The following is a 20,229-nucleotide window of genomic DNA, read 5'->3' as shown; positions in this document are numbered from 1 at the left end:
TGGACAGTCCTGGGGCGAGCGCGACCGGAACCGGTGGCGTCAGTTCATCCCGTGTGCGAACCCGGGATTGGCCACGATCACGGCGACGATGCCGACGATCCAGGCGAGAGTGAGCGTCAACGCCCAGAACTTGAGGTTGGTCAGCATGGGGGTACTCCTGTCCGGTTACCGGGGAGGGGAACGGGGACCGCGGGGCGGCTACAACCAGCCGTTCTTCCGGAATATTCGGTACAGCAGCAGGCAGATCCCGAGGATCACGGTGACCGTGATCGGATAGCCGAACTGCCAGTGCAGTTCGGGCATGTAGTCGAAGTTCATGCCGTAGATGCCCGCGATCATGGTGGGCACCGTGATGATCGCCGCCCACGAGGTGATCTTGCGCATGTCGGTGTTCTGCTGCAGCGAGATCTTCGTGACCGTGGCGTCGACCAGGGTGCTCAGCAGTTCGTCGAACGCGGCCACCCGCTCGGACACCGTCGCGTGGTGATCGGCCACGTCCCGGAAGTAGGAGCGGACCTCGTCGGGCACCAGCCGGGTGTAGCCCTCGGCCAGCCGGGAGACCGGGGTGGCCAGCGGCATCACCGCGCGGCGCAGCTCCAGCACCTCCCGCTTCATCAGGTAGATCTGCTCGGCGCTGACCTGCGAGCGCGGGGCGAACACCTGCGCCTCGATCTCGTCGATGTCCGATTCGATCCGGCTGGTCACGTCCAGGTAGTGGTCGACCACGTGGTCGGCGATGGCGTGCACCACCGCGGCCGGGCCCAGTGCCAGCCGCTCCTGGTCGGAGTCCAGGTCACGGCGCAGCCGGGCCAGCCCGGAGTGGTTGCCGTGCCGGACGGTGATCGCGAAGTCGCGGCCGAGGAACACCATCAGCTCGCCGGTCTCCACGATCTCGTTGGCCGTGGTCGGCGACTCGTGCTCCACGTAGCGGACCGTCTTGAGCACCAGGAACAGTGTGTCGTCGTAGCGCTCCAGCTTCGGCCGCTGGTGGGCTTCGAGCGCGTCCTCCACGGCCAGCTCGTGCAGCCCGAAGGTCTCCGCGATGCCCTGGATCTGCTCGGAGTCGGGTTCGTGCAGGCCGATCCAGACGAACCCGGCGTGGCGCCGGCGTACTTCCTTGATCGCCTCGGCGTGCGTCCAGCGGCCGGGCAGCCGTTTGCCCTCGACATACACCGCGCAGTCGACCACGTACGCCGACAGCGGGACCGGGATCGGCCGCTCGGGGGTGGCCTTGGCCCGGTTGTTGCCGCGGCCGCGAAGGCCGCCGAGCGAGGGAATGGCAGGCATGGGTTCTCCTGGGCTGACGTCGTGGAAACGCGACTGACGACGGCCAGGCGGACTGAAGTGTCCGTCCGGCATCACCGCGTTCCGACGAACGCCTACCGGGGGGAAGCCGGTACGGCCGGCGAGGCGGGAACGCGGGGACTACTAGGGAGCGGACTATCACCACTGCTCATGGTCGGTTCCTCACCTCCGTTCGGCCGGGGCACGCGAGGCGTGCGAAATGGCTAGGCTCGCGTTGACGCGCGATCTACCGATGGCCGAGGGTACTCCTCGCCACGGATACGTGTCGCACCTGGCTCGCCAGGCGTTACCGTCGGCAGCGCCGTGAAGGGTCCCTTTACGGACTCAGAGTCCGTAAAGGGACCTCTCACTACCCAGGTCCGTCGGAGTGTTCGGCCCGCAGCGGAAAGAGGAGCACGGGTGGCCATCGCCCTGGAGAAGATCAAGCAGACCCTGCGCACGTTCGCCGAGGTGGAAGCGCGCGGCGTGTCTCCGCTGTACGACCACCTCGCCACCCACGCGGCGGAGGACGACGACGTCGCCGGCCTGCTCACCGGCGCCCGCGGCGGCGAAGCGCGCGGCACTCTCCTGCTCGCCGTCGCACACCGGCTGGTCCAGGCCGACCCGATCCACCCACTATCGCGGTACTACCCGTCGGTCGGCGGGTTCGACGGTGTCGACGGGGAGACCTGGCCGCTGTTCCGGGCGTTCCTGCTGGAGCGCGCGGACCAGGCCCGCGAGCTCATCGCGGCGAGGTACACCCAGACCAACGAAGTCCGCCGCGCTGCCCTCGTCTACCCGGCAGTGGCCGCGGCGGCGAAGGAAGCGGGCGGCAAGATCGCCCTGCTGGAGGTCGGCTGCAGCGCAGGCCTGCTGCTCGGCCTGGACCGCTTCGCCTACCGCTACCAGTGCGACGGCGGCGAACAGCTGGTGGCCGGTCCGGCGAAGGCCGCCGTCGGCCTGCACTGCGCGCTCGACCTGGCACCCGGTGCGGTACTGCCGAAGCTGCCGAAAAAGGTGGCCGTCGCTGCGCGCCTCGGCCTGGACCGAGCCCCCGTCGACCTGTCGGACGAAGACGAGCTGGCCTGGCTGGAAGCGTGCATCTGGGCCGATCAGGTGGACCGCATCCGCCTGCTCCGCACCGCGGCCGCCGAACAACGCAAACACGCGCCCGACCTGCACACCGGCGACGCCGTGGACGACCTGGCCGAGGCTGCTGCGGCGCTCCCGGCGGAGCTGCCCCTCGTCGTGCTGACCAGCCACGCGCTGGCCTATCTCGGCGACCGCCGCGGGGATTTCGTCGCCGAAGTCGGCCGCCTGGCCGGGCAACGGCCGGTGTGGTGGGTGAGCCAGGAGTTCTATCGCGCCGGGCTGGAACTGGTCCTGCCGGGCCGGGAGGACCTGGCCGCCGGCCCGGCGGGTGCTGCCGGTGAGCCGCAGCAGGCCGTCCTCGGCCTGACGACGTGGTCCGACGGGAACCCGGCCGCCCGGGCCTTGGCCCGGACCACTCCGCACGGCCAGCGGATGACCTGGCTGGGCTGAGCTGCGGGCCGATCGGCGACCCATCCGGCCCCCCCGCACCCCGGACCGGCCGTGTCCTGTCCGACCCACCGGCCCCTGCTGTAGCGCACGCCACATTCACCCCATCAGTCACACCCGCCGACGGCGCCGCCGAAGACCTGCCGGAGCGACCGTAAGATCACGGGATGCGCATACGGTGATATCGATACCGGACCGCCCGCATTTTCCGTGCTCATCCGCCCGTATTCCGGGATTCGGTCACCCCGGAATAAGTCCAGGACTTTACGAGTGCAACCGGGAGGAATCCGAACTCCGCTGACGGCTACGTTCGAGGCAGGGCACCCCAATCACGCAGGGTCACGAACAGTTGGTCCGTCAGGAGTCCTGCCTCGTGCAAAGCCACCAGTTCGGCCGAGTCGGTCCAGCGGGCGTCGTCGGCGTCGTCGCCTGCTGTGAGTGGGCCGGGCGAGACTGCGCATTCGTAGTCGGTGATCTCGTAGTGACCACGGACTACGGTGCCGATCGGTGTGTGCGGGGTCACGTGCAGGCCGGTCTCCTCGCGGAGCTCGCGAATGACCGCCTCGATGTCCGTTTCACCCGGTTCCACCCGTCCGCCGGGGAGTGACCAGAGGCCCTTGCCGGGTGCGTGCCCGCGCCGGATGAGCAACAGTCTGCCCAGGTCGTCGTACGCGATGCCGCCGACGCAGCGTTCGAGGGGCGTCATGCGGCGACGGTAGCCCACCTCCGGGGCTGGAGGAGCCTGTACACGGAGAGTAGCCATACGCTACACTTCGAGCGCCTTGCTGACCCATGCGCGGGACTTTGCTCCCGCGTAGGTGGTGAGTGCGGTACAACGTAGAAAGTCAGTTTCCTGGTGCCATCGTAAGAGGCGGGATTGATCGCTGTGAACGTGAAGAAGCTTGCGGGCCTCGTAGGTATCGCGTTGGTGCTGTTCTTCGTGATCGCTCAGCCCAGCCACGCTGCGGGGCTCGTCGGCAACATCGTCGACTTCCTTCGCTCCTCGGCCGAATCGGTGATCACCTTCGTCAGTAACGTCTTCCACTGACAAAGAGGGATACCCTCGGAGCATGTTCGCGCCACGCGACCCTGACGAGTACCTCCTCGACACGGAACGGCGGGTCATCCGGATCCGCCGGCACTGGGCCGTGCTGCTCTGGGACACCTTCGAGGCGGCCGCGCTGCTCGCGGTCTGTGTCCTCATCTCCTACCTGCTGCCACCGTCGATGTGGGTGGTGCAGAACGTCCTCTGGTATGTCGCGCTGGTGGTCGTGCTGCGCTTCGCCTACGTGGTCGTCGAGTGGTGGGTCGAGCGGCTGGTGGTCACCGACAAACGGTTCGTGATGACCACCGGTGTGTTCACCACCCAGGTGCTGATGATGCCGATCAGCAAGGTCACCGACCTCACCTACCAGCGCTCGGCCTGGGGCCGGATGCTCGGATACGGCACCATGGTGGTCGAGTCCGCCGGGCAGATCCAGGCGCTCAACCGGATCGACTACCTGCCGCGGCCGGAGGAGTTCTACGACACCATCTCCGAACTGGTGTTCGGGGACAAGCAGAAGCAGGCCGAGCGGTTCTCGATGATCAAGGCGCAGCGCGCGGCCAGGGGCAAGAAGCTCGTCGGCTGACCCGTTCGTCCCAGGTCCCGGCCGCAGTGCGGGCCGGGGCATCATCGAGAATGGGTCCGATGCGCATCGATCTGCACGCCCACTCGACGGCCTCCGACGGTACCGACAGCCCCGCCGGGCTGGTCGCCGCCGCGCGGGCCGGGCTCGACGTCGTCGCGATCACCGATCACGACACCACCGCCGGCTGGGCGTCCGCGGCAGCCGCGCTGCCTGCCGGGCTCACGCTGGTCCCCGGCGCGGAGCTGTCCACGGTGTCCGCCGACCCGGACACCGGCTACCCGATCAGCGTGCACCTGCTGGCCTACCTGTTCGATCCGACGGCCCCCGAGCTGGTTGCCGAGCAGGCGCGGCTGCGGGCCGAACGGCGCAGCCGGCTGCGCACGATGGCCGAGCGGATGGCCGCGGACGGCCTGCCGGTGGACGCGGACGAGGTCATGGGCCTGCTGCCCGCCGATTCCCCGGCCGGGCGCCCGCATCTCGCGCAGGCGCTCGTCCGTGCCGGGCTCGTCGAGTCGGTGGACGAGGCGTTCGCGCGGTACCTGAGCGGCCGCAGCGGCTACTACGTGGCGCGGCGCGACACCCCGGTCGAAGAGGCCATCGACATGATCGCCGCGGCCGGTGGGGTCACCGTGATCGCGCACCCGTTCGCCTTCAGCCGGGGCGCCACGATCAGCGAGGGCACCCTGCGCGGGCTCGCTCGGCGCGGGCTCACCGGGATCGAGGTCGACCACCCGAACCACGAGCGGGCGGCCCGGGCGCGCACCCGGGAGCTGGCGCTGGAACTCGGCCTGGTGCGCACCGGATCGAGCGATTACCACGGCACGAACAAGACGATCGCGCTCGGCCAGGAGACCACCGAGCCCGACCAGTTCGAGGACCTGATCGGGCGGGCCACCGGCTCCCAGGTCGTCAAGGGCTGAGATGGCATTCTCGGACTTCTTCGACGCGAAGCTGTTCCTCAGCGCGACCATCACCCTCGTGGTCATCATGGACCCGCCCGGCACGGTGCCGGTGTTCCTGAGCCTCGTCGGGCGCAAGCCGATGGCCGTGCGGGCGCGGGCGGCGCGGCAGGCGGTGCTGGTCTCGCTGCTGGTCATCACGCTGTTCGCGGTGGCCGGGCAGGCGATTCTGTCCTATCTCGGCATCGGGATCCCGGCGCTGCAGGGTGCGGGCGGCCTGCTCCTGCTGCTCATCGCCCTGCAACTGCTCACCGGCAAGGACGGCGGCGAATCCGAGGTGGCCGAGGACGTCAACGTCGCGCTGGTCCCGCTCGGCACGCCGCTGCTCGCCGGTCCGGGTGCCATCGCCGCGACCATCGTGTTCGTCCGGCAGGCCGACGGGCACGCCGGTGCCTACGTCGCGCTCGGGCTGGCGATCGTGGCGGTGCATTTCGTGCTCTACGCCTGTATGCGCTTCTCCGGTCTGGTGATCCGGTTGATCAAGGAAAGCGGGATCACCTTGCTGGCCAAGATCGCCGGACTGCTGCTGGCCGCGATCGCGGTGGAACTCGTGGCGAATTCGGTGAAGGGCTTCATCGCCGGCGCGGGTTAGCCGTGCTGATCCGGCAGCCCCCTCCGGAAAGTGTCGGTGGTGGTGCGTAGCGTGGGGCCGGACCGGACGGAGGTGGCGTGAAAGAGCAACTGGGCTTCGATTTCGGGGTCGCACAACCACAGCGGCTGACCAAGGTGTCGCCGGCGCGATTGAGCACGTTCGACGACTGCCCGCGCCGGTACCGGCTGAGCTATCTGGACCGGCCGTCGCCGCAGCGCACCGGGCCATGGGCGCACAGCACCCTGGGTGCGGTGGTGCACAACGCTTTGCGTGCGTTGTTCGACCTGCCGGTGGGCAAACGCACGCCGCAGCGCGCGATGGCGCTCGTCGGTGAGCACTGGAAGGACGCCGGATTCGCCGACGAGGAGCAGGCCGCGCGGTACCGGGCGCGGGCGAAGGGCTGGGTCGCGGAGTACGTCGAGTACCACGACGTAAGCCATGACCCGGTCGGCCTCGAAAGGTGGGTGTCCGCGCCGGTCAGCACGTCCGGCCCGGCACCGTCGATGATCATCGAGGGCCGCGCCGACCGGATCGACCAGCGGGGCGGCGAGCTGGTGGTGGTGGACTACAAGACCGGGCGCCGCCCGCCGGACGAACACGAGGCGCGGGCGTCCCAGGCGCTGGTGATGTACGCCGTCGCGTCGGCGCGCACGCTTCGCTTGCCGTGCACCAAAGTCGAGCTGCACCACGTGCCTACCGGCACCGTCGCGGCGGCCGAGCACACGCCGGAAACTTTGCGCAGGCATCTGGTACGCGCCGAGCAGACTGCCGGGGATCTCCGGCTCGCGACGGATACCCTGGACGCGGGCGGCGATCGAGACGAACTGTTCCCCGCCCGTCCCGAACGCCGCTGCGCCTGGTGCGACTTCCGCCCGAGCTGCGCAGCCGGCCGGGAGTACGGCCCGCCCGCGCAACCGTGGGACCTGCTCGCGCCCTAGCCACCCCGCGACGACGATTGGACCCGACCGCTGTGGCGTCATCCGACACCGAGGCCTTGACCGTCCCGCATCCTGTTGTTCCGTGCTCTGCCGTTCCGTGCCCCGCGGACCCGGGCACGGTGCAAGCGCGTGCCGGGGTGTCCGGTGGTGCGCGGGATTCCGTTGGCGGGGCTGGGGTTTCGGGCGCGGGGCGGCGCGGGGACGTGGCTCGGGATTCGGCTGGGGGCAGGCTGCCGGGTGATTCCGGTGCGGCGGCGTCGCGCGGTGATTCGGTGATGGACGGGTTGCTTGGTGCTCCAGTGGGGGATCGGGTGGCCGGCGGCTCGACCGGGGGGTGGTCGGCGAGCGGCCCGGCCGGGGCGGCGGTGGCCGGTCGTTCAGGCGAGGGGTTGCCGGGTGGCCGGGCGGGGGAGCGATCGGCCGGTCGATCGGCGGGCGAGGGAGTGCGCGGGGATTCTGCGGGGGCGATTGCGCCGGGTGGTCTGGTCGAGGGGTTGCCTGGTGAGTCGGTCGGGAAGAGCCCAGGGTCGGCCGCGGGGGTGTTGTCCGGCGGTTCGGTTGTGGGCGATGCGGCTGGGGAGAATTCGGTGCGCGGGTCGGTGGCTGGCGCGTTGCCCGGTGGCTTGGCTGCCGAGGGTGTGTCCGGCGGTTCGGTTGTGGACGGTGTGGTCGGTGGTTCGGTGGGGATGAATCCGGGCCACGGTGCGGAGGTGGCGGCCTTGTCCGGTGCGGTGGGTGCGGCGGGTTTGCCTGGGGGCGTGGAGAGTCCGATCTGCGCTGCGGAGGCGGCGAGTTCATCCGGCAGTTCGGCTTCGGAAGGTGTTCCAGGCGGTTCCATGGCGGAGGGCTCGTCCGGCGATGCGGCGACCGGGGTTGGTCCCGGCTCGATTTCGGGGGCTTTGCCCGATGCGGACGGTTCCCCAGGGGCCGGTCAGGGGAAGCCGCGTGGCCGGTGGTGGCGTGGGTTCACCGGGTCGGTCGCCGCGGGGATGGCGGCGCTGGCGGTCGGGGTGCTGGCGGTCTGGGTGGTGTGCTGGGTGACCGGGGCGCCCGGGCCGGGGGTGCCGATGCTGGCCGGGCATCCGGTGGCCGCGGTCGCCGGGCTGGCGTTGCAGCGGGTGGCGGATCGGCGCAACGGGCGGATCGCCGGGCTCGCCGGAGGTGGTGTGCTGGTCGTGGCGGTGGTGGCGTTGCTCGTGTTCTGGTGGGTGTGAGCGGCGCCGGGGTCAGCGCAGGGCGGCGACCGTCGGGCCGCGTTGTTCCAGCAGGATCGGGCCCAGTGCGGTGAGCCGGACCGGGCCCGAATAGCCGTGCCGGTCGACGCCGACGGTGCGGAGGGTGGCGCCGGTGGTTTCGTCGAGTACGGCCAGTCCGTCGCGGATCGGGATCACCAGCTGGTTCGCGAAAATACTGCCGGGGCCGAGCGCGCTTTCGAGGATCCAGCGGGGCGCGAGCGTGTCACGGGAGAGCGCGACGGTCTTCGTGCCGGTGAACCAGTAGACGGCACTCGCGGTGCGGCTGATCTGTTCGGTGCCGCCGGCCGGGTCGCCGGCGAGCTCGCCGGCCGGAAGGTCCATCGGGTAGGCGGTTTTCTCGGTACCGTTGCCGGTGAACGTGACCAGCTGCTTCTTGTCCGGGAGCAGCACCGCGGTCAGATCGCCGGACATCGCGATCACGCGCGCGCGCGAACCCGGCAGCACGGTGCTGAACACGACCTGTGGCTCATCCTCGTGCTCGGCGGTCGCGCGGTAGACGGTGAGCCGGTCGCGCGGATCGCCGGGACAGCGTTCGATCACGCCGATTTTCTCCGCGGCCGCGGCGACCGTGCCGTAGGTGCAGCCGGTGCGGGGCTGCTTGTTCGGGTTCTGCAGGAACGGGACCTTGCCGTACTCCATGCTCTTCACCAGGTCGTCGCGCCAGGTGTCGAGCAGGTGCTTGCCGGTGGTGGTGACGTGCGTGCCGTCGCTGACCAGCCGGGTGCCGAGTTCCGCGTCCCCGTTGCGCTGCGCGGTGATCCGGCCGGTCGCCGGGTCGAGCTGGGTGATCTCGCTGCAGCCCATGGACTTGTGGTAGACCGCGTTGATCCGGCCCCACGCGGTGTCCACAGTGCACAGTTGGAGGTTTTCCCTGGTGTAGTGCCAGCGAATCTGCCCGGTGCGCGGGTCCCGCCCAGCCACTTCGCCGCCGTCCGCGGTGGTCACCGTGTCGGCTTGGCCGATCGGCTCCGGCGTCGCGGCGCTCGGTGCCTGCCACAGCTGCGTCATCGAGCCGGGCACCGCGTCCGGCGCGGCGGGCAGGGCCGCAGCCGGATCCGCGAGCGCGCGGCTGGTGTGCAGATTGTCGCTCTTGACCGCCACGATCGTCGACAGGACCGCCACAAGCACCGCGATCCCCGCCACGACCACCCAATCCCGCCGCCGATTCCACGGCGACCGCCGCGCCCTTCCCGGCGGAGCCCCCGGCGGGGTGCGGAGACGACCGGAACCCATCCGATGCGAGGACTTCCCGCCAAGCCGATCGGCTGCGTGCCGTCCATGGGAGACGGCCGTGGTCTCGCCTGGCGTGGCCAGCCCGTCGGCGGCGGATTCGGGGGTGCCGTCCGCGTCCGCCGGACCAACCGGACCACGCTCCGACCCGACCGGCCCCGCCACCCCGGCAGCGTCCCCGGCGGAAGCCGCACCGGACCTCTGGCCCCTCGCGGTGTCCGGTGCGGGGGGAAGGTCCGGGTTGTGCGGGGCGTCCGCTGCGGTCGATCCGGGCTCGGATGGTGCCGGGTGGCCGGTGTCGTCCTCGTGGTCGTTCACCGTGTTCTGGCTCCCCGCGTGCGGTGGTTTCTCAGTCTGCCGACGCAGGTGTATCAGATGTCGCGGACGGGCGGCGGCGACGGCGCCGGCGGGCCGGGCGTTCGGCGGGGGGTTCGCCGGACTCGGCGGTGGCCGGGGTGGCCGAGCCTGCCGGGCCGGTGGGGTCCGCGCCGGCGCGGGTGCGGCGGCGTCCGCGGGAGGGGCGGTCCTCGGCGGCGGGTTGCTCGGCCTGCTCCGTGGACGGGGCCTCGGCGGTGCGGGCGCCGCGGGTCCGCTTGCGCGGGGCGCGGTTGCGTTTGCGCGGGGCGTCCTCCGTGGCGGCGGGACCGCGGCCGCGGCGCTTGCCGCCCAGGTCCTCTTCCTCTTCGGCGGCCAGGCCGGCGCGGGTCCGCTTCGCCAGCGGGAGCCTGCCCTTGGTGCCCTCCGGGATACCCAGGTCGGAGAACAGGTGCGGGGACGAGGAATACGTCTCCATCGGCTCCGGCATGTCCAGGCCGAGGGTGTCGGAGATCAGCTTCCAGCGGGGCTCCTCGTCCCAGTCGACGAGGGTGATCGCGACGCCGGTGCGGCCCGCCCGGCCGGTCCGGCCGATCCGGTGCACGTAGGTCTTCTCGTCGTCCGGGCACTGGTAGTTGATCACGTGCGTGACGTCGTCGATGTCGATGCCGCGCGCGGCCACGTCGGTGGCCACCAGCACGTCCACCTTGCCCGAGCGGAACGCCCGCAGCGCCTGCTCCCGCGCGCCCTGGCCGAGATCGCCGTGCACGGCGGCGGCCGCGAAACCGCGCTCCACCAGCTCGTCGGCCACCTTCTGCGCGGTGCGCTTGGTGCGGCTGAAGATCATCGTGAGCCCGCGGCCCTCGGCCTGCAGCGCCCTGGCGATCAGCTCCGGCTTGTCCATCGAGTGCGCCCGGTAGACGAACTGGGCGGTGCGCTCGTGGATCGCGCCGGCGTCGTTCTCCTCGGCCCGGATGTGCGTGGGCTGGTTCAGGAACGTGCGGGCCAGGGTGATGATCGGGCCGGGCATGGTGGCGGAGAACAGCATGGTCTGCCGCTCGTCCGGGACCATCCGCAGGATCCGCTCGATGTCGGGCAGGAAGCCGAGGTCGAGCATCTCGTCGGCCTCGTCCAGCACCAGCCCGCGGACCTTGCCCAGCACCAGGTGCTGCTGCTCGGCCAGGTCGAGCAGCCGGCCGGGGGTGCCGATCACCACGTCCACGCCCTTGCGCAGCGCCTCGATCTGCGGCTCGTACGGCCGGCCGCCGTAGATCGCCAGGGTGCGGATGCCCAGGTGCTTGCCCGCGCCCTTGAGGTCGTTGGCCACCTGGATGCACAGCTCCCGGGTCGGCACCACGACGAGCACCTGCGGGGTGCCGTCGCCGGGCACCTGTACCCGGTGCAGCAGCGGGACGCCGAACCCCAGCGTCTTGCCCATCCCGGTGCGGGCCTGGCCGATCACGTCGTCGCCGGCCATGGCCAGCGGCAGGGTCAGCGCCTGGATCGCGAAGGTGCGCTCGATGCCCGCCTCGGCCAGCGCGCGCACGATCTCCGGCTTCACGCCGAAGTCGGCGAACGCCGGGGACTCCTCGGTCACCGTGGCGCCCGCCTGCAGCGGATGCGAGGTGTCGATCGTGGCCGGGCCGGATTCGCTGTGCTCGAGCGCGACCGCGGCGGTGGTCTCTTCGGTTGTGGTCTGTTCTGTACTCAGGACTGATCGCCTCTCTCGTGACCAGCGCGCACAGGCCGGTTGTCACTCGACACTCGACCGGGGGCCTGGTCCGCGCCGGCACACCGTGGCCTTCGCGAGGACCGTGGCCTTCGGAAAGACCTGGGTCTCGGCGAAGGGAGACCGGTGGCGGCGCAACCGCCCTCCCGGGAATGCCGCTGGGAGGCGTGCACGCACACTGTGTGACGAACTCCGGCCACCCCTCGTGGGCGCCGATCGTCCGCCGGGTTCCCCGCCACCCCGGTGCATTCAGTACTCCGGAGCAGGGGAAGCTTTGTCCATCTATGCGCAGTGTAGCTGGTCAGGAGTTTTTCGACAGTACCGGGCGCGAGCGGGGACGGTGGCATCGGTCTCTTCCCGGCACCGGCCTGCGGTTCGGCGATACCCTCGTCGCCGTGACCGAGCCCTCGGAGCGCAGTGAGCTCCCCGAAATCAGCGAAGGCGTCGTCGACCTGCTCGGCGTGATCGCCTACCTCGAACTGTCCGCCTTCGACCGGATGGCCGAGGACGCCCGCAGCGCCCCGACCCTGACCGGCCGCGCCGCGCTGGCTTCGATGGCCGCGGCCGAGATCGGGCACTTCGACCTGCTCTCGGCGCACCTGTCCGCGCACGGGGTCGCGGTGTCGGACGCGATGACGCCGTTCGTCGCGCAGGTGGACGCGTGGCACGACTCCACCCCGCCGAACTCCTGGCTGGAATCGCTGGTCAAGGCCTACGTCGGGGACGGGCTGGCGGCCGACCTCTACCGCGAGATCGCCAGCTGGCTGGATCCGGAGACCAAGGAACTCGTCCTGACCGTGCTCGCCGACACCGGGCATTCCGCGTTCGCCGAGCGCGAGGTCGCGGCCGGCATCCAGGCCGATCCGAAGGCGCGGGACAAGCTCGCGCTGTGGGGCCGCAGGCTGCTCGGCGAGGCGATCACCCAGGCCCAGTACGTGGTGGCCGAACGCGACGGGCTGGCCGAGCTGATCATCGCCGGATCCGGTGACCTGTCGGGAATCGGCGCGCTGTTTCGCCGGTTACAACAACGGCACACCAAGCGCATGCAGGCGCTCGGGCTGGGCTGAATGCCGGTGCGAATGGGCCATCCCCTGATCGCGCGCCACCGCGCCGGGGTGCTTCGGCTAGCCTTGCCGGGCGTAACCACAACGAATTTCCAGCGGAGGTCCCACGTGGAGGTCAAGATCGGCATCAAGGACACACCGCGCGAGCTGGTGGTGTCCAGTGGCCAGACTCCCGACGAGGTGGAGAAGCTGGTCGCCGAAGCGTGGGCGGGCGGGGAGAAGCTCTTCCGCCTCGACGACGACAAGGGGCGCAAGTACCTCGTCCCGGTCGACCGGATCGCCTACGTCGAGATCGCGCCGTCCGACGTGCGGAAGGTCGGGTTCGGCGTCAGCGACTGAGCAGCAATGCTGTGAAGGGGCCCTTCACGGACTCTGAGTCTGTGAAGGGCCCCTTCACGGACCCGGGACAGGTCCGGCGCACAGCGCGAGGTGGTCGCGTATCTCGAACACCTCCGCTTCGCCTGCTGCCGGGCTGGGCGTGATCGACGAAGATGGCAGGTGTCGTCGATGATGACGCGGCAGCCGCGGCTCTCTCTGCTGATCACGGGTGCCCGACCGACTTTGCCGGGACCCTGGACGCTGAGTCCGTGCAGGTGCCCTTCACGGCATTCGGGTCGGGATGGGGAACGGCGGGGTCGACCTGCCGGTGATCCGGTAGCGGCCAGGGGTCCGGATCGGACACTTCGCCGGTCGCGGTGCGTTCACCGATCCGGATCTCGCACGTTTCCGGCGCCCGCCCACTTGCTCGGCCAGCGCGGAGTTCACGGCGATCCGGCCGTACCAGTGGTAGTAGCCGTCGATCGGCTGGAAGTGCCCGCGCAGCACGACCTCCACCGGCGGCTCCGCCGTGCCGACCACGATGCTCGCCTGTCCGCGATAGCCGTCCTCGTCGTGCTCGCTTTCCTCAGCCTGCGTCGGTTTCGGCATCCTCCGTGCGTCCGAGCTGGACGACCTTGTTCACTTCGAGTGGCAGGTCCGGATCGATCACCACGCCCCGCTGCCGGGTGAGCCCGTCGATCGCGGCCCAGATGATCTGGGTGAGGTACTCGACCACCGCGTCCCGGCTCATCGAACGGCGGTCCAGCCACCATTCGCCGACGTTCTGCACCATGCCGACGATGCCGTGCGCCCACGGTTCGGCCGCGCCGGAGTCCATTGTGAACATTCGCAGGTAGTCGCCGAGCAGCGCGGTCAGCGCGGTGGCGATGACCTCCTTGTCCTCGGCCACGACGTCGGAGGTCACCTTTTCCTGCAGCCCGCCGCGGGCGAGCAGGCGGTAGAGGTTCGGGTGCTCCTCGATCACGGTGAAGAACGCGTCGAGCGCCCTCCGGATCCGCGGTACCGGCGCGAGTTCCGCGTTGATCGCCGGGATCAGCCGCTGGAAGAGGATCTCCGTGCCGCGCTGCCCGAGCGCGAGGTACAGGTCGGCCTTGTCCTCGAAATGCCGGTACAGCACGGGTTTGGTGACGCCTGCCTCGGCGGCCACGTCCTCCATGCCGAGGTCGGGACCGTGGGTGTCCAGCGCCCGCAGGGCCGCTTCGACGAACTCCGCGCGCCGCGCGATCCGGTGCTTGCGCCAGCGGTCCCGGCGGGCGTCCCCGGTCGGGGCATCCGCGTTCTTCGCCGGGCGGGACGTCTTGCCGGACTGCTTGCCGGTGCGCTTGACACGGTCGATCACGCCGGTCATGCTACCAGAGGTAACTGTTACTAGGAGTTACAGGTTTATCGGAAGGCTACCGGGTGGCGACGGCGGGTCAGGTGCGGGAAGGAGCTCCGGCGATGACGCGATCACTCGGCGGGACCGGCCGGAACGCACCGCCCAGCGGCTGCTGAAGTCCGCGGCGGGCAAGTTCTACGACCCGGACGTGGACATCGACTGGGCGGCTCCGCTGGTCGACGGGAAGCACTATCTCCTGCCGGAGCGTGCAGACCGTTGCCGACCAGCTGTTGTGCGCGCATCCGGCGAGCCTCGGCGAGTTCCAGGACGCGATCTCCGCCCACGATCGGAAGGTCGCGCTCGCGACCCTGCGCGGCACGCCCGCGGTGGTGCTGGCCGGGGAGAAGGACCGGCTTTGCCCGCTGCCACACGCGAAAGTCAGCGCCGACGAGCTACCGGACGCCGAGTTCGTCCGTTATCCGGGCGCGGGGCACATGCTGCCGCAGGAGCGCGCGGGGGAGGTGGCTGTGCGAATCGGTGCACTGCTTCGCTGAAGCAGGCAGGGGGAGGCGGAGGGGCGCGGAGCGGTCACCTTGCCGCCGGGGAGTGGGCGAAACCGGGGTGTGTCCACTGTGGTCAGTTCGCGCTCGGCCGGGCGCCGTGCGGTGTCGACGGAACGGGCGCGGTCATCCAGGCTGCCGGGCAGCGCGGCGGCGAGCCGGTAATGGCCGCACAACGTGCGCGGGGATCCACGACCGGCAACCCGTTCAGCCGTCCTTGAGCGGGAAACCGCCGCCGATGCCCCGCCAGGCGAGGTTGGCGGTCAGGTCCACCGCTTCCTCCCGGCTCATCGCCTGGTTGTGCTGCAGCCAGTACCGGGCGCTGACCTGGCTCATGCCGACCAGCCCGACGGCCAGCAGGCGGGCCTTGGCCTCGTCCAGCCCGGCGTCGGAGGTGATGGTCTCGGTGATCGCCTCGACGCTGGCCGAGGTGGCCCGGTCCACCGCCTCCTGCACGGACGGTTCGCCGCGCAGGTCCGATTCGAAGACCATCCGGAAGGCGCCCGCGTCGTTGCTCACGAAGTCGAAGAACGCGCCCACCGTGGCCGGCACCCGCTGGCGGTTGTCGGTCGTGGAGTCCAGCGCGTCCTGCACCCGGGAGACCAGGTCGTCGACGTGGCTCTCCAGCAGCGCGATGTAGAGGTCCAGCTTCCCGGGGAAGTGCTGGTAGAGCACCGGCTTGCTGACCCCGGCCTGTTCCGCGATCTCGTCCATCGCGGCCGCGTGGTACCCGTTCTCGGCGAAGACCCGCTGCGCGGCGGTGAGCAGCTGGGCGCGGCGTTCGGTACGGGGCAACCGCACGCCCCGTCCTTGCAGTCGCGCGATCTCCGTCATGCTTTCCTCCCGTCCAACGGCCACCTGCGGGGTCGCCACCGCATGAAGCGCAGCCGACATTACTCGCCGGTACGCCCGGATTGCCACGGGTGGGGCATGCTGGAGAGGTGACGACCACGTCTTCCGGCACTCCGGCCGCGGCCTTGCGACCGCCGATGACCCGGGTGCCATTGTCGACCACGCCCCTGCCGCCGCTCGACCCGGCGTTGCCACCGTGGCCCGGCGGTCTCGAACGGAGCGGCGGGACCACCCTGCACGTGCGGCGCAGTCCCGGCCCGGACGGCGGCACCGCGGTGTACGTGCACGGGCTCGGCGGTTCGTCCACCAACTGGACCGATCTCGCCGCGCTGCTGTCGCCGGTGGCCGCGGGCCGGGCGCTGGACCTGCCCGGATTCGGCTTCTCCGAACCCGAACCGGGCTTCGGTTTCCGCCTCGCCGAGCACGCCGAGGTGGTGGCCCGCTACGTCGCCGGGCTGGGCGCCGGGCCGGTGCACCTGCTGGGCAACTCGATGGGCGGCGCGGTCGCGATGATGGTCGCCGACCGGCGGCCGGAGCTGGTCAAGACGCTCACCCTCATCTCGCCCGCGATGCCGGACCGCCGGCCGGATCCGCGCCGGCTGTCCGATCCGCTGATGGCGCTGGCCTACCTGCCGGTGGTCGGCGCCGGGGTGCGCCGCCGGATGGCCGGGCTGACCGCGCGGGAGCGGGCCGCGCAGGTGATCGCGCTCTGCTTCGACGATCCGGCGCGCTTCCCCGAGCAGCGGCTCGACGAGCTGACCGTGGAACACAGCGCACGGGCCGGGTTCGCCTGGGCCGTGCAGGCGATGGAACGCAGCACGCTCGGCATCTTCCGGCAGTGGACCGCGTTCGGCGAGGACTCGCTGTGGTCCATCGCGGCCCGGCTGCGGGTGCCGGCGCTGGTGATCTGGGGACTGCACGATCGAGTGATCTCGGTGCGGCGGGCCGAGCGGACCGCCCGGCTGCTGCCGAACGCCCGGCTGCTGGTGCTGCCGCGGACCGGGCACGTGGCGCAGATGGAACGGCCGAACGTGGTGGCCAGGGCGGTGCTGGGGCTGTGGGAGGGGGCTGGGCAGGGCGACTGGTGACCCGGTCCGGCGGCGGCCGGTCCACCGGATGCGCGCGGTGTCGCCGCCGGGATCGTGCCGCGGGTGTGGCACCCTGAGGCGGTGGACCGGCTGAGACAGGATGCGCAGGACCGGCGGGCTTCGGCCGGTGGGCCGTCCCGTCGCTCCCCGGTCAGGGATTCCTCGCTCACCGACACCGGATCGCCGCGGGTCGGCCAGTTCCGGCCCAGCAAACGGCCCGCTCAGCGGGTCGGCGAAGATCGTTACCGGCCCGGTTCGCGCCGGACCAGCGCGGAACCGCTGACGGCCTCGTGGCAGCCGCACGACGAGGAGGATCGCCCGGCGCGGCGCAAGCGTCCGGCGAAGAAGTCCGGGATCGCCCGGTTCGTGCAGACCTACGGCTGGCGGGTGTACGCGCTGCCGGTGCTCGTCGTGATCACCGTGCTGGCCTTGGTGAACACCGCGGGCAGCCCGGCCGAGACCGGCAGCAGTACCGCGTCCGGGGAAGCCCCGGTCGGCGTGGCCACGGCGGGTGCCATCGACAGCGGTGGCGGCTTCCCGGAGAACCCGGCGCAGCCGGTGAACCTGAACGTGCCCACCGCGGATCTGCCGACCGGCGGGCCGTTCACCGAGGAGGGCAAGGGCACCTGGCACGTGGTGCCCGGCTCCGGTGACGTGATCGGCAAGTCCGGCAAGCTGTTCACCTACACCGTCGAAGTCGAGGACGGCATCGATCCCGCCAGCTACGCCGGGGACGACAGCTTCGCCACCGCGGTGACCGGCATCCTGTCCGATCCGCGGAGCTGGACCTGGAACGGCAAGCTGCGGCTGCAGCGGGTCGACTCCAGCTACCCGAACCCGAGTTTCCGGGTGAGCCTCACCACGCCGAACACCACGCACCGGCCGGACGCCTGCGGGTTCCAGATCAAGTTCGAGGCCTCCTGCTACCGCTCCAGCATGGACCGGGTGCTGATCAACCTGGCCCGCTGGGTGCGCGGCGGGAAGGCCTACGGCGCAGACATGACCGGCTACCGGCAGTACGCGATCAACCACGAGGTCGGGCACGCGCTGGGCAACCAGCACGTGGGCTGTCCCGGCAACGACCAGCCCGCGCCGGTGATGATGCAGCAGTCCTTCGGCGTCGCGGACGATTACGTGGCGAAGCTGAACAACATCCCGGGCGGAGACAAGGGCAAGGTGGCCGCGGACCACCATGTGTGCAAGCCGAACGCGTGGCCGAACCCCACGCCACCCGCGCAGTAGTCCCGCACCGTAAGTTCCGGCACAAAGCAACCGTCGTCCCAGTATGCGGACGCCGGGAAGCCGGGCTTGCCCGCGGGCGTTGTGGATACTGGGATCGACTACGCGATCCGCGCGAGGCTGGAGGACCCGATGTCAGACACGGCACTGCCCCCGCTGGTGGAGCCGGCTGCCGAGCTCACCAAGGAAGAGGTGGCCCGGTACAGCAGGCACCTGATCATCCCGGATGTCGGGGTGGCCGGGCAGAAGCGGCTGAAGAACGCGAAGGTCCTGGTGATCGGGGCCGGCGGGCTGGGCAGCCCGGCGCTGCTCTACCTCGCCGCGGCGGGGGTGGGCTCGCTGGGCATCATCGATTTCGACGTGGTCGACGAGTCGAACCTGCAGCGCCAGGTGATCCACGGCCAGTCCGACGTGGGCAAGCTCAAGGCCGCTTCGGCGCAGGAGTCGATCGCCGAGATCAACCCGTTCGTCAAGGTGTACCTGCACACCGAGCGGCTGGAGTCGGCGAACGCGCTGGAGATCTTCGCCCAGTACGACCTGATCCTGGACGGCACGGACAACTTCGCCACCCGGTACCTGGTCAACGACGCCGCGGTGCTGCTGGGCAAGCCGTACGTATGGGGCTCCATCTTCCGGTTCGAGGGCCAGGTCAGCGTGTTCTGGGAGGACGCGCCGAACGGCCGTGGCCTCAACTACCGCGACCTCTACCCGGAGCCCCCGCCGCCGGGCATGGTGCCCTCCTGCGCCGAGGGCGGCGTGCTGGGCGTGCTGTGCGCGTCCATCGGCTCGATCATGGTGACCGAGGCGATCAAGCTGATCACGGGTATCGGCGATCCGTTGCTGGGCAGGCTGATCAGCTACGACGCGCTGGAGATGCGGTACCGCGAGGTGAAGATCCGCAAGGATCCGGAGACACCCAAGATCACCGAGCTGATCGACTACGAGGCGTTCTGCGGCGTGGTCTCGGAGGAAGCGGCTTCGGCGGCGGCGGACAGCACGATCACCCCGGCGGAGCTGAAGGCGAAGTTCGACCGGGGCGACGATTTCGCGCTGATCGATGTTCGCGAGCCGCATGAGTACGAGATCGTGAACATCAAGGGCGCCACGCTGATCCCGAAGGATCGCATCCTGTCCGGCGAGGCCTTGGCCGAATTGCCGCAGGACAAGCCGATTGTGCTGCACTGCAAGTCCGGCGCGCGGTCCGCGGAAGCACTCGCTGCCTTGCATGCGGCCGGTTTCAAGGACGCCACGCATCTCGGCGGCGGGGTCCTGGCCTGGGCCAGGCAGATCGACCCGAGCTTGCCGACCTACTGAGGTCCTGACGGCTGTGAAGGGGCCCTTCACGGACTCTGAGTCCGTGAAGGGCCCCTTCACAGCCTTGGGGTCGTATGTCTCAAAGTGGCCTCGGCCAGCGAGTCCGTGCGTGGCGGCGGGTAGGGCCGGGTACCGTCACGCCTCGTGCGCTCGACTCTCGAACGGCCATCCGAGCGGGTACGCGCTGCTTTCGGCGGCGCGCCGGAGGCTGTGGTGCCAGTCCCGGATTCCGTGGCCTGGCGGTGCGGTGACCTGGTGTTCAAGCCGGCCGGCGACCGGTCCCGGGCGCTGTGGACGGCACGCGCGCTGGACTACGCCGAGGATCCGGGGCTGCGGATCGCGAAACCCGTGCGGTCGCTGGACGGCCGGTGGATCGTCGGCGGCTGGTCGGCCTGGCGGTACGTGGCGGGCGCGACCGAGCACCGTTGTGAGGAAACGGTGCTGGCCGCGGTCCGGTTGCACCGCGTCACCGCGGAGCTGCCCCGCCCGGATTTCCTTGCCGCACGCGACGATCTCCACGCGGTGGCCGACAGGATCGCCTGGGAGGAACAGGACCGGCCGCTGCCGGAGGCCAAAGGCGGGCGCTGGTTCGAGATCCTCGCGCCGGCCCGGCGGCCGGTGAAGCTGCCACCTCAGGTCGCGCACGGTGAACTGCTGGCGGGGCTGCTCTTCGACGGGGACGCGGGGCCGGGCGTCGTCGACTTCGTTCCGTATTGCCGGCCCGGTGAATGGGGTGCGGCGATCGCCGCGGTGGACGCGCTCGCCTGGGGCGGGGCGACCGGTGCGCTGCTGGAACGGTGGGCGCATCTGCCCGAATGGCCGCAGTTGCTGTTGCGCGCGGTGCTGTTCCGGCTGGCCGCGCACGCGCTCGACCCGCGGTCCACGGTTTCCGCGCTGGACGGCCTGCGGGCCGCGTCCCGTGAGGTCAGCGCGGTCCTCTGATTCACCTGCGCATCGGGCGCGCAGGGCGGACGATGTCAAC

20 protein-coding genes and 2 pseudogenes are annotated in these 20,229 nt (G+C 70.6%); 15 read left to right on the top strand and 7 right to left on the bottom strand.

The genetic code is table 11. The features are described from left to right. Positions 1-198: 198 nt before the first annotated feature. Complete coding sequence (gene corA, locus ATK36_RS11475) at positions 199-1,287, bottom strand: magnesium/cobalt transporter CorA (RefSeq protein ID WP_098511226.1); 1,089 nt, start codon at positions 1,285-1,287, stop codon at positions 199-201. 423 nt (positions 1,288-1,710) lie between these two features. On the opposite strand from corA, the gene ATK36_RS11470 reads away from it, so the two are divergent. Continuing rightward, a complete protein-coding gene (locus tag ATK36_RS11470; RefSeq protein WP_098514808.1) occupies positions 1,711-2,826 on the top strand; it encodes a DUF2332 domain-containing protein in 1,116 nt (371 codons plus the stop codon). 301 nt (positions 2,827-3,127) lie between these two features. Here ATK36_RS11470 and ATK36_RS11465 read toward each other — a convergent pair whose 3' ends face one another. Then, positions 3,128-3,529: an NUDIX hydrolase gene (locus ATK36_RS11465; protein WP_098511225.1), complete on the bottom strand. Its 402-nt coding sequence runs from the start codon at positions 3,527-3,529 to the stop codon at positions 3,128-3,130. Positions 3,530-3,700: 171 nt separating this feature from the next. Here ATK36_RS11465 and ATK36_RS11460 point away from each other — a divergent pair, with 171 nt between their 5' ends. The 6 genes from ATK36_RS11460 (at position 3,701) to ATK36_RS11435 (ending at position 8,157) form a co-directional block, all read left to right on the top strand. Continuing rightward, positions 3,701-3,871 carry a hypothetical protein gene (locus ATK36_RS11460; RefSeq protein WP_098511224.1) on the top strand — a complete coding sequence of 57 codons (171 nt, stop codon included), beginning with the start codon at positions 3,701-3,703 and terminating at the stop codon, positions 3,869-3,871. A 22-nt stretch (positions 3,872-3,893) separates the two neighbouring features. Then, the gene (locus ATK36_RS11455; RefSeq protein WP_098511223.1) at positions 3,894-4,454 is read left to right on the top strand and encodes a PH domain-containing protein; all 561 of its coding nucleotides are present in this window, start codon (positions 3,894-3,896) and stop codon (positions 4,452-4,454) included. Positions 4,455-4,513: 59 nt separating this feature from the next. Then, the gene (locus ATK36_RS11450; RefSeq protein WP_387000269.1) at positions 4,514-5,374 is read left to right on the top strand and encodes a PHP domain-containing protein; all 861 of its coding nucleotides are present in this window, start codon (positions 4,514-4,516) and stop codon (positions 5,372-5,374) included. Between the two features lies 1 nt (position 5,375). Continuing rightward, positions 5,376-6,005 (top strand): MarC family protein, encoded by a 630-nt coding sequence (locus ATK36_RS11445; protein WP_098511221.1) that lies wholly within the window; start codon positions 5,376-5,378, stop codon positions 6,003-6,005. Between the two features lie 77 nt (positions 6,006-6,082). Further along, positions 6,083-6,943 (top strand): RecB family exonuclease, encoded by an 861-nt coding sequence (locus tag ATK36_RS11440; protein ID WP_098511220.1) that lies wholly within the window; start codon positions 6,083-6,085, stop codon positions 6,941-6,943. An 836-nt stretch (positions 6,944-7,779) separates the two neighbouring features. Next, the gene (locus tag ATK36_RS11435; RefSeq protein ID WP_245914626.1) at positions 7,780-8,157 is read left to right on the top strand and encodes a hypothetical protein; all 378 of its coding nucleotides are present in this window, start codon (positions 7,780-7,782) and stop codon (positions 8,155-8,157) included. A gap of 12 nt (positions 8,158-8,169) precedes the next feature. On the opposite strand, the gene ATK36_RS11430 is transcribed toward ATK36_RS11435, so the two are convergent. Both ATK36_RS11430 and ATK36_RS11425 read right to left on the bottom strand, forming a co-directional pair. Continuing rightward, positions 8,170-9,432, bottom strand: a complete 1,263-nt coding sequence (locus ATK36_RS11430) for an Rv3212 family protein (RefSeq protein WP_245915360.1) — start codon at positions 9,430-9,432, stop codon at positions 8,170-8,172. Positions 9,433-9,778: 346 nt separating this feature from the next. After that, positions 9,779-11,341, bottom strand: coding sequence for a DEAD/DEAH box helicase (locus ATK36_RS11425; RefSeq protein WP_098511218.1), 1,563 nt, complete (start codon positions 11,339-11,341; stop codon positions 9,779-9,781). 527 nt (positions 11,342-11,868) lie between these two features. Between ATK36_RS11425 and ATK36_RS11420 the strand changes: the two genes are divergently transcribed. Together ATK36_RS11420 and ATK36_RS11415 are read left to right on the top strand one after the other, a co-directional pair. Continuing rightward, complete coding sequence (locus ATK36_RS11420) at positions 11,869-12,540, top strand: ferritin-like fold-containing protein (RefSeq protein WP_245914624.1); 672 nt, start codon at positions 11,869-11,871, stop codon at positions 12,538-12,540. A 105-nt stretch (positions 12,541-12,645) separates the two neighbouring features. Beyond that, entirely contained in the window at positions 12,646-12,876 is a 231-nt protein-coding gene (locus tag ATK36_RS11415) for a DUF3107 domain-containing protein (RefSeq protein ID WP_098511217.1), read from the top strand. A 261-nt stretch (positions 12,877-13,137) separates the two neighbouring features. Here the strand turns inward: ATK36_RS11415 and ATK36_RS11410 are convergent, their stop codons facing one another. Both ATK36_RS11410 and ATK36_RS11405 read right to left on the bottom strand, forming a co-directional pair. Beyond that, complete coding sequence (locus ATK36_RS11410; protein ID WP_098511216.1) at positions 13,138-13,464, bottom strand: DUF4873 domain-containing protein; 327 nt, start codon at positions 13,462-13,464, stop codon at positions 13,138-13,140. Continuing rightward, positions 13,442-14,224 (bottom strand): TetR/AcrR family transcriptional regulator, encoded by a 783-nt coding sequence (locus tag ATK36_RS11405; RefSeq protein WP_098511215.1) that lies wholly within the window; start codon positions 14,222-14,224, stop codon positions 13,442-13,444. The genes ATK36_RS11410 and ATK36_RS11405 overlap by 23 nt, the downstream gene beginning before the upstream one ends. Positions 14,225-14,316: 92 nt before the next feature. Between ATK36_RS11405 and ATK36_RS33465 the strand changes: the two are divergent. Further along, positions 14,317-14,465 (top strand): annotated as a pseudogene (locus ATK36_RS33465) (diiron oxygenase); the annotation flags it as partial. Beyond that, positions 14,461-14,748 (top strand): annotated as a pseudogene (locus tag ATK36_RS11395) (alpha/beta fold hydrolase); the annotation flags it as partial. The pseudogenes ATK36_RS33465 and ATK36_RS11395, both read left to right, overlap by 5 nt. 213 nt (positions 14,749-14,961) lie before the next feature. On the opposite strand, the gene ATK36_RS11390 reads toward ATK36_RS11395, so the two are convergent. Then, the gene (locus tag ATK36_RS11390; protein ID WP_098511214.1) at positions 14,962-15,588 is read right to left on the bottom strand and encodes a TetR/AcrR family transcriptional regulator; all 627 of its coding nucleotides are present in this window, start codon (positions 15,586-15,588) and stop codon (positions 14,962-14,964) included. Between the two features lie 155 nt (positions 15,589-15,743). Here ATK36_RS11390 and ATK36_RS11385 point away from each other — a divergent pair, with 155 nt between their 5' ends. The 4 genes from ATK36_RS11385 to ATK36_RS11370 all read left to right on the top strand — a co-directional run bounded on the left by ATK36_RS11385 (position 15,744) and on the right by ATK36_RS11370 (position 20,189). Further along, complete coding sequence (locus tag ATK36_RS11385) at positions 15,744-16,694, top strand: alpha/beta fold hydrolase (RefSeq protein WP_098514806.1); 951 nt, start codon at positions 15,744-15,746, stop codon at positions 16,692-16,694. Positions 16,695-16,775: 81 nt separating this feature from the next. Beyond that, positions 16,776-17,936, top strand: a complete 1,161-nt coding sequence (locus tag ATK36_RS11380; protein WP_098514805.1) for a DUF3152 domain-containing protein — start codon at positions 16,776-16,778, stop codon at positions 17,934-17,936. 129 nt (positions 17,937-18,065) lie between these two features. After that, a complete protein-coding gene (gene moeZ / locus ATK36_RS11375) occupies positions 18,066-19,247 on the top strand; it encodes an adenylyltransferase/sulfurtransferase MoeZ (protein ID WP_098514804.1) in 1,182 nt (393 codons plus the stop codon). Between the two features lie 144 nt (positions 19,248-19,391). Then, positions 19,392-20,189 carry a TIGR02569 family protein gene (locus tag ATK36_RS11370; RefSeq protein WP_098511213.1) on the top strand — a complete coding sequence of 266 codons (798 nt, stop codon included), beginning with the start codon at positions 19,392-19,394 and terminating at the stop codon, positions 20,187-20,189. The last annotated feature ends 40 nt before the right edge of the window (positions 20,190-20,229 follow it).

Source organism: Amycolatopsis sulphurea, assembly GCF_002564045.1.
Lineage (GTDB): Bacteria > Actinomycetota > Actinomycetes > Mycobacteriales > Pseudonocardiaceae > Amycolatopsis > Amycolatopsis sulphurea.
Note: the sequence above shows the minus strand (reverse complement) of the source record. Positions and strands in the feature narration are given on the sequence as shown.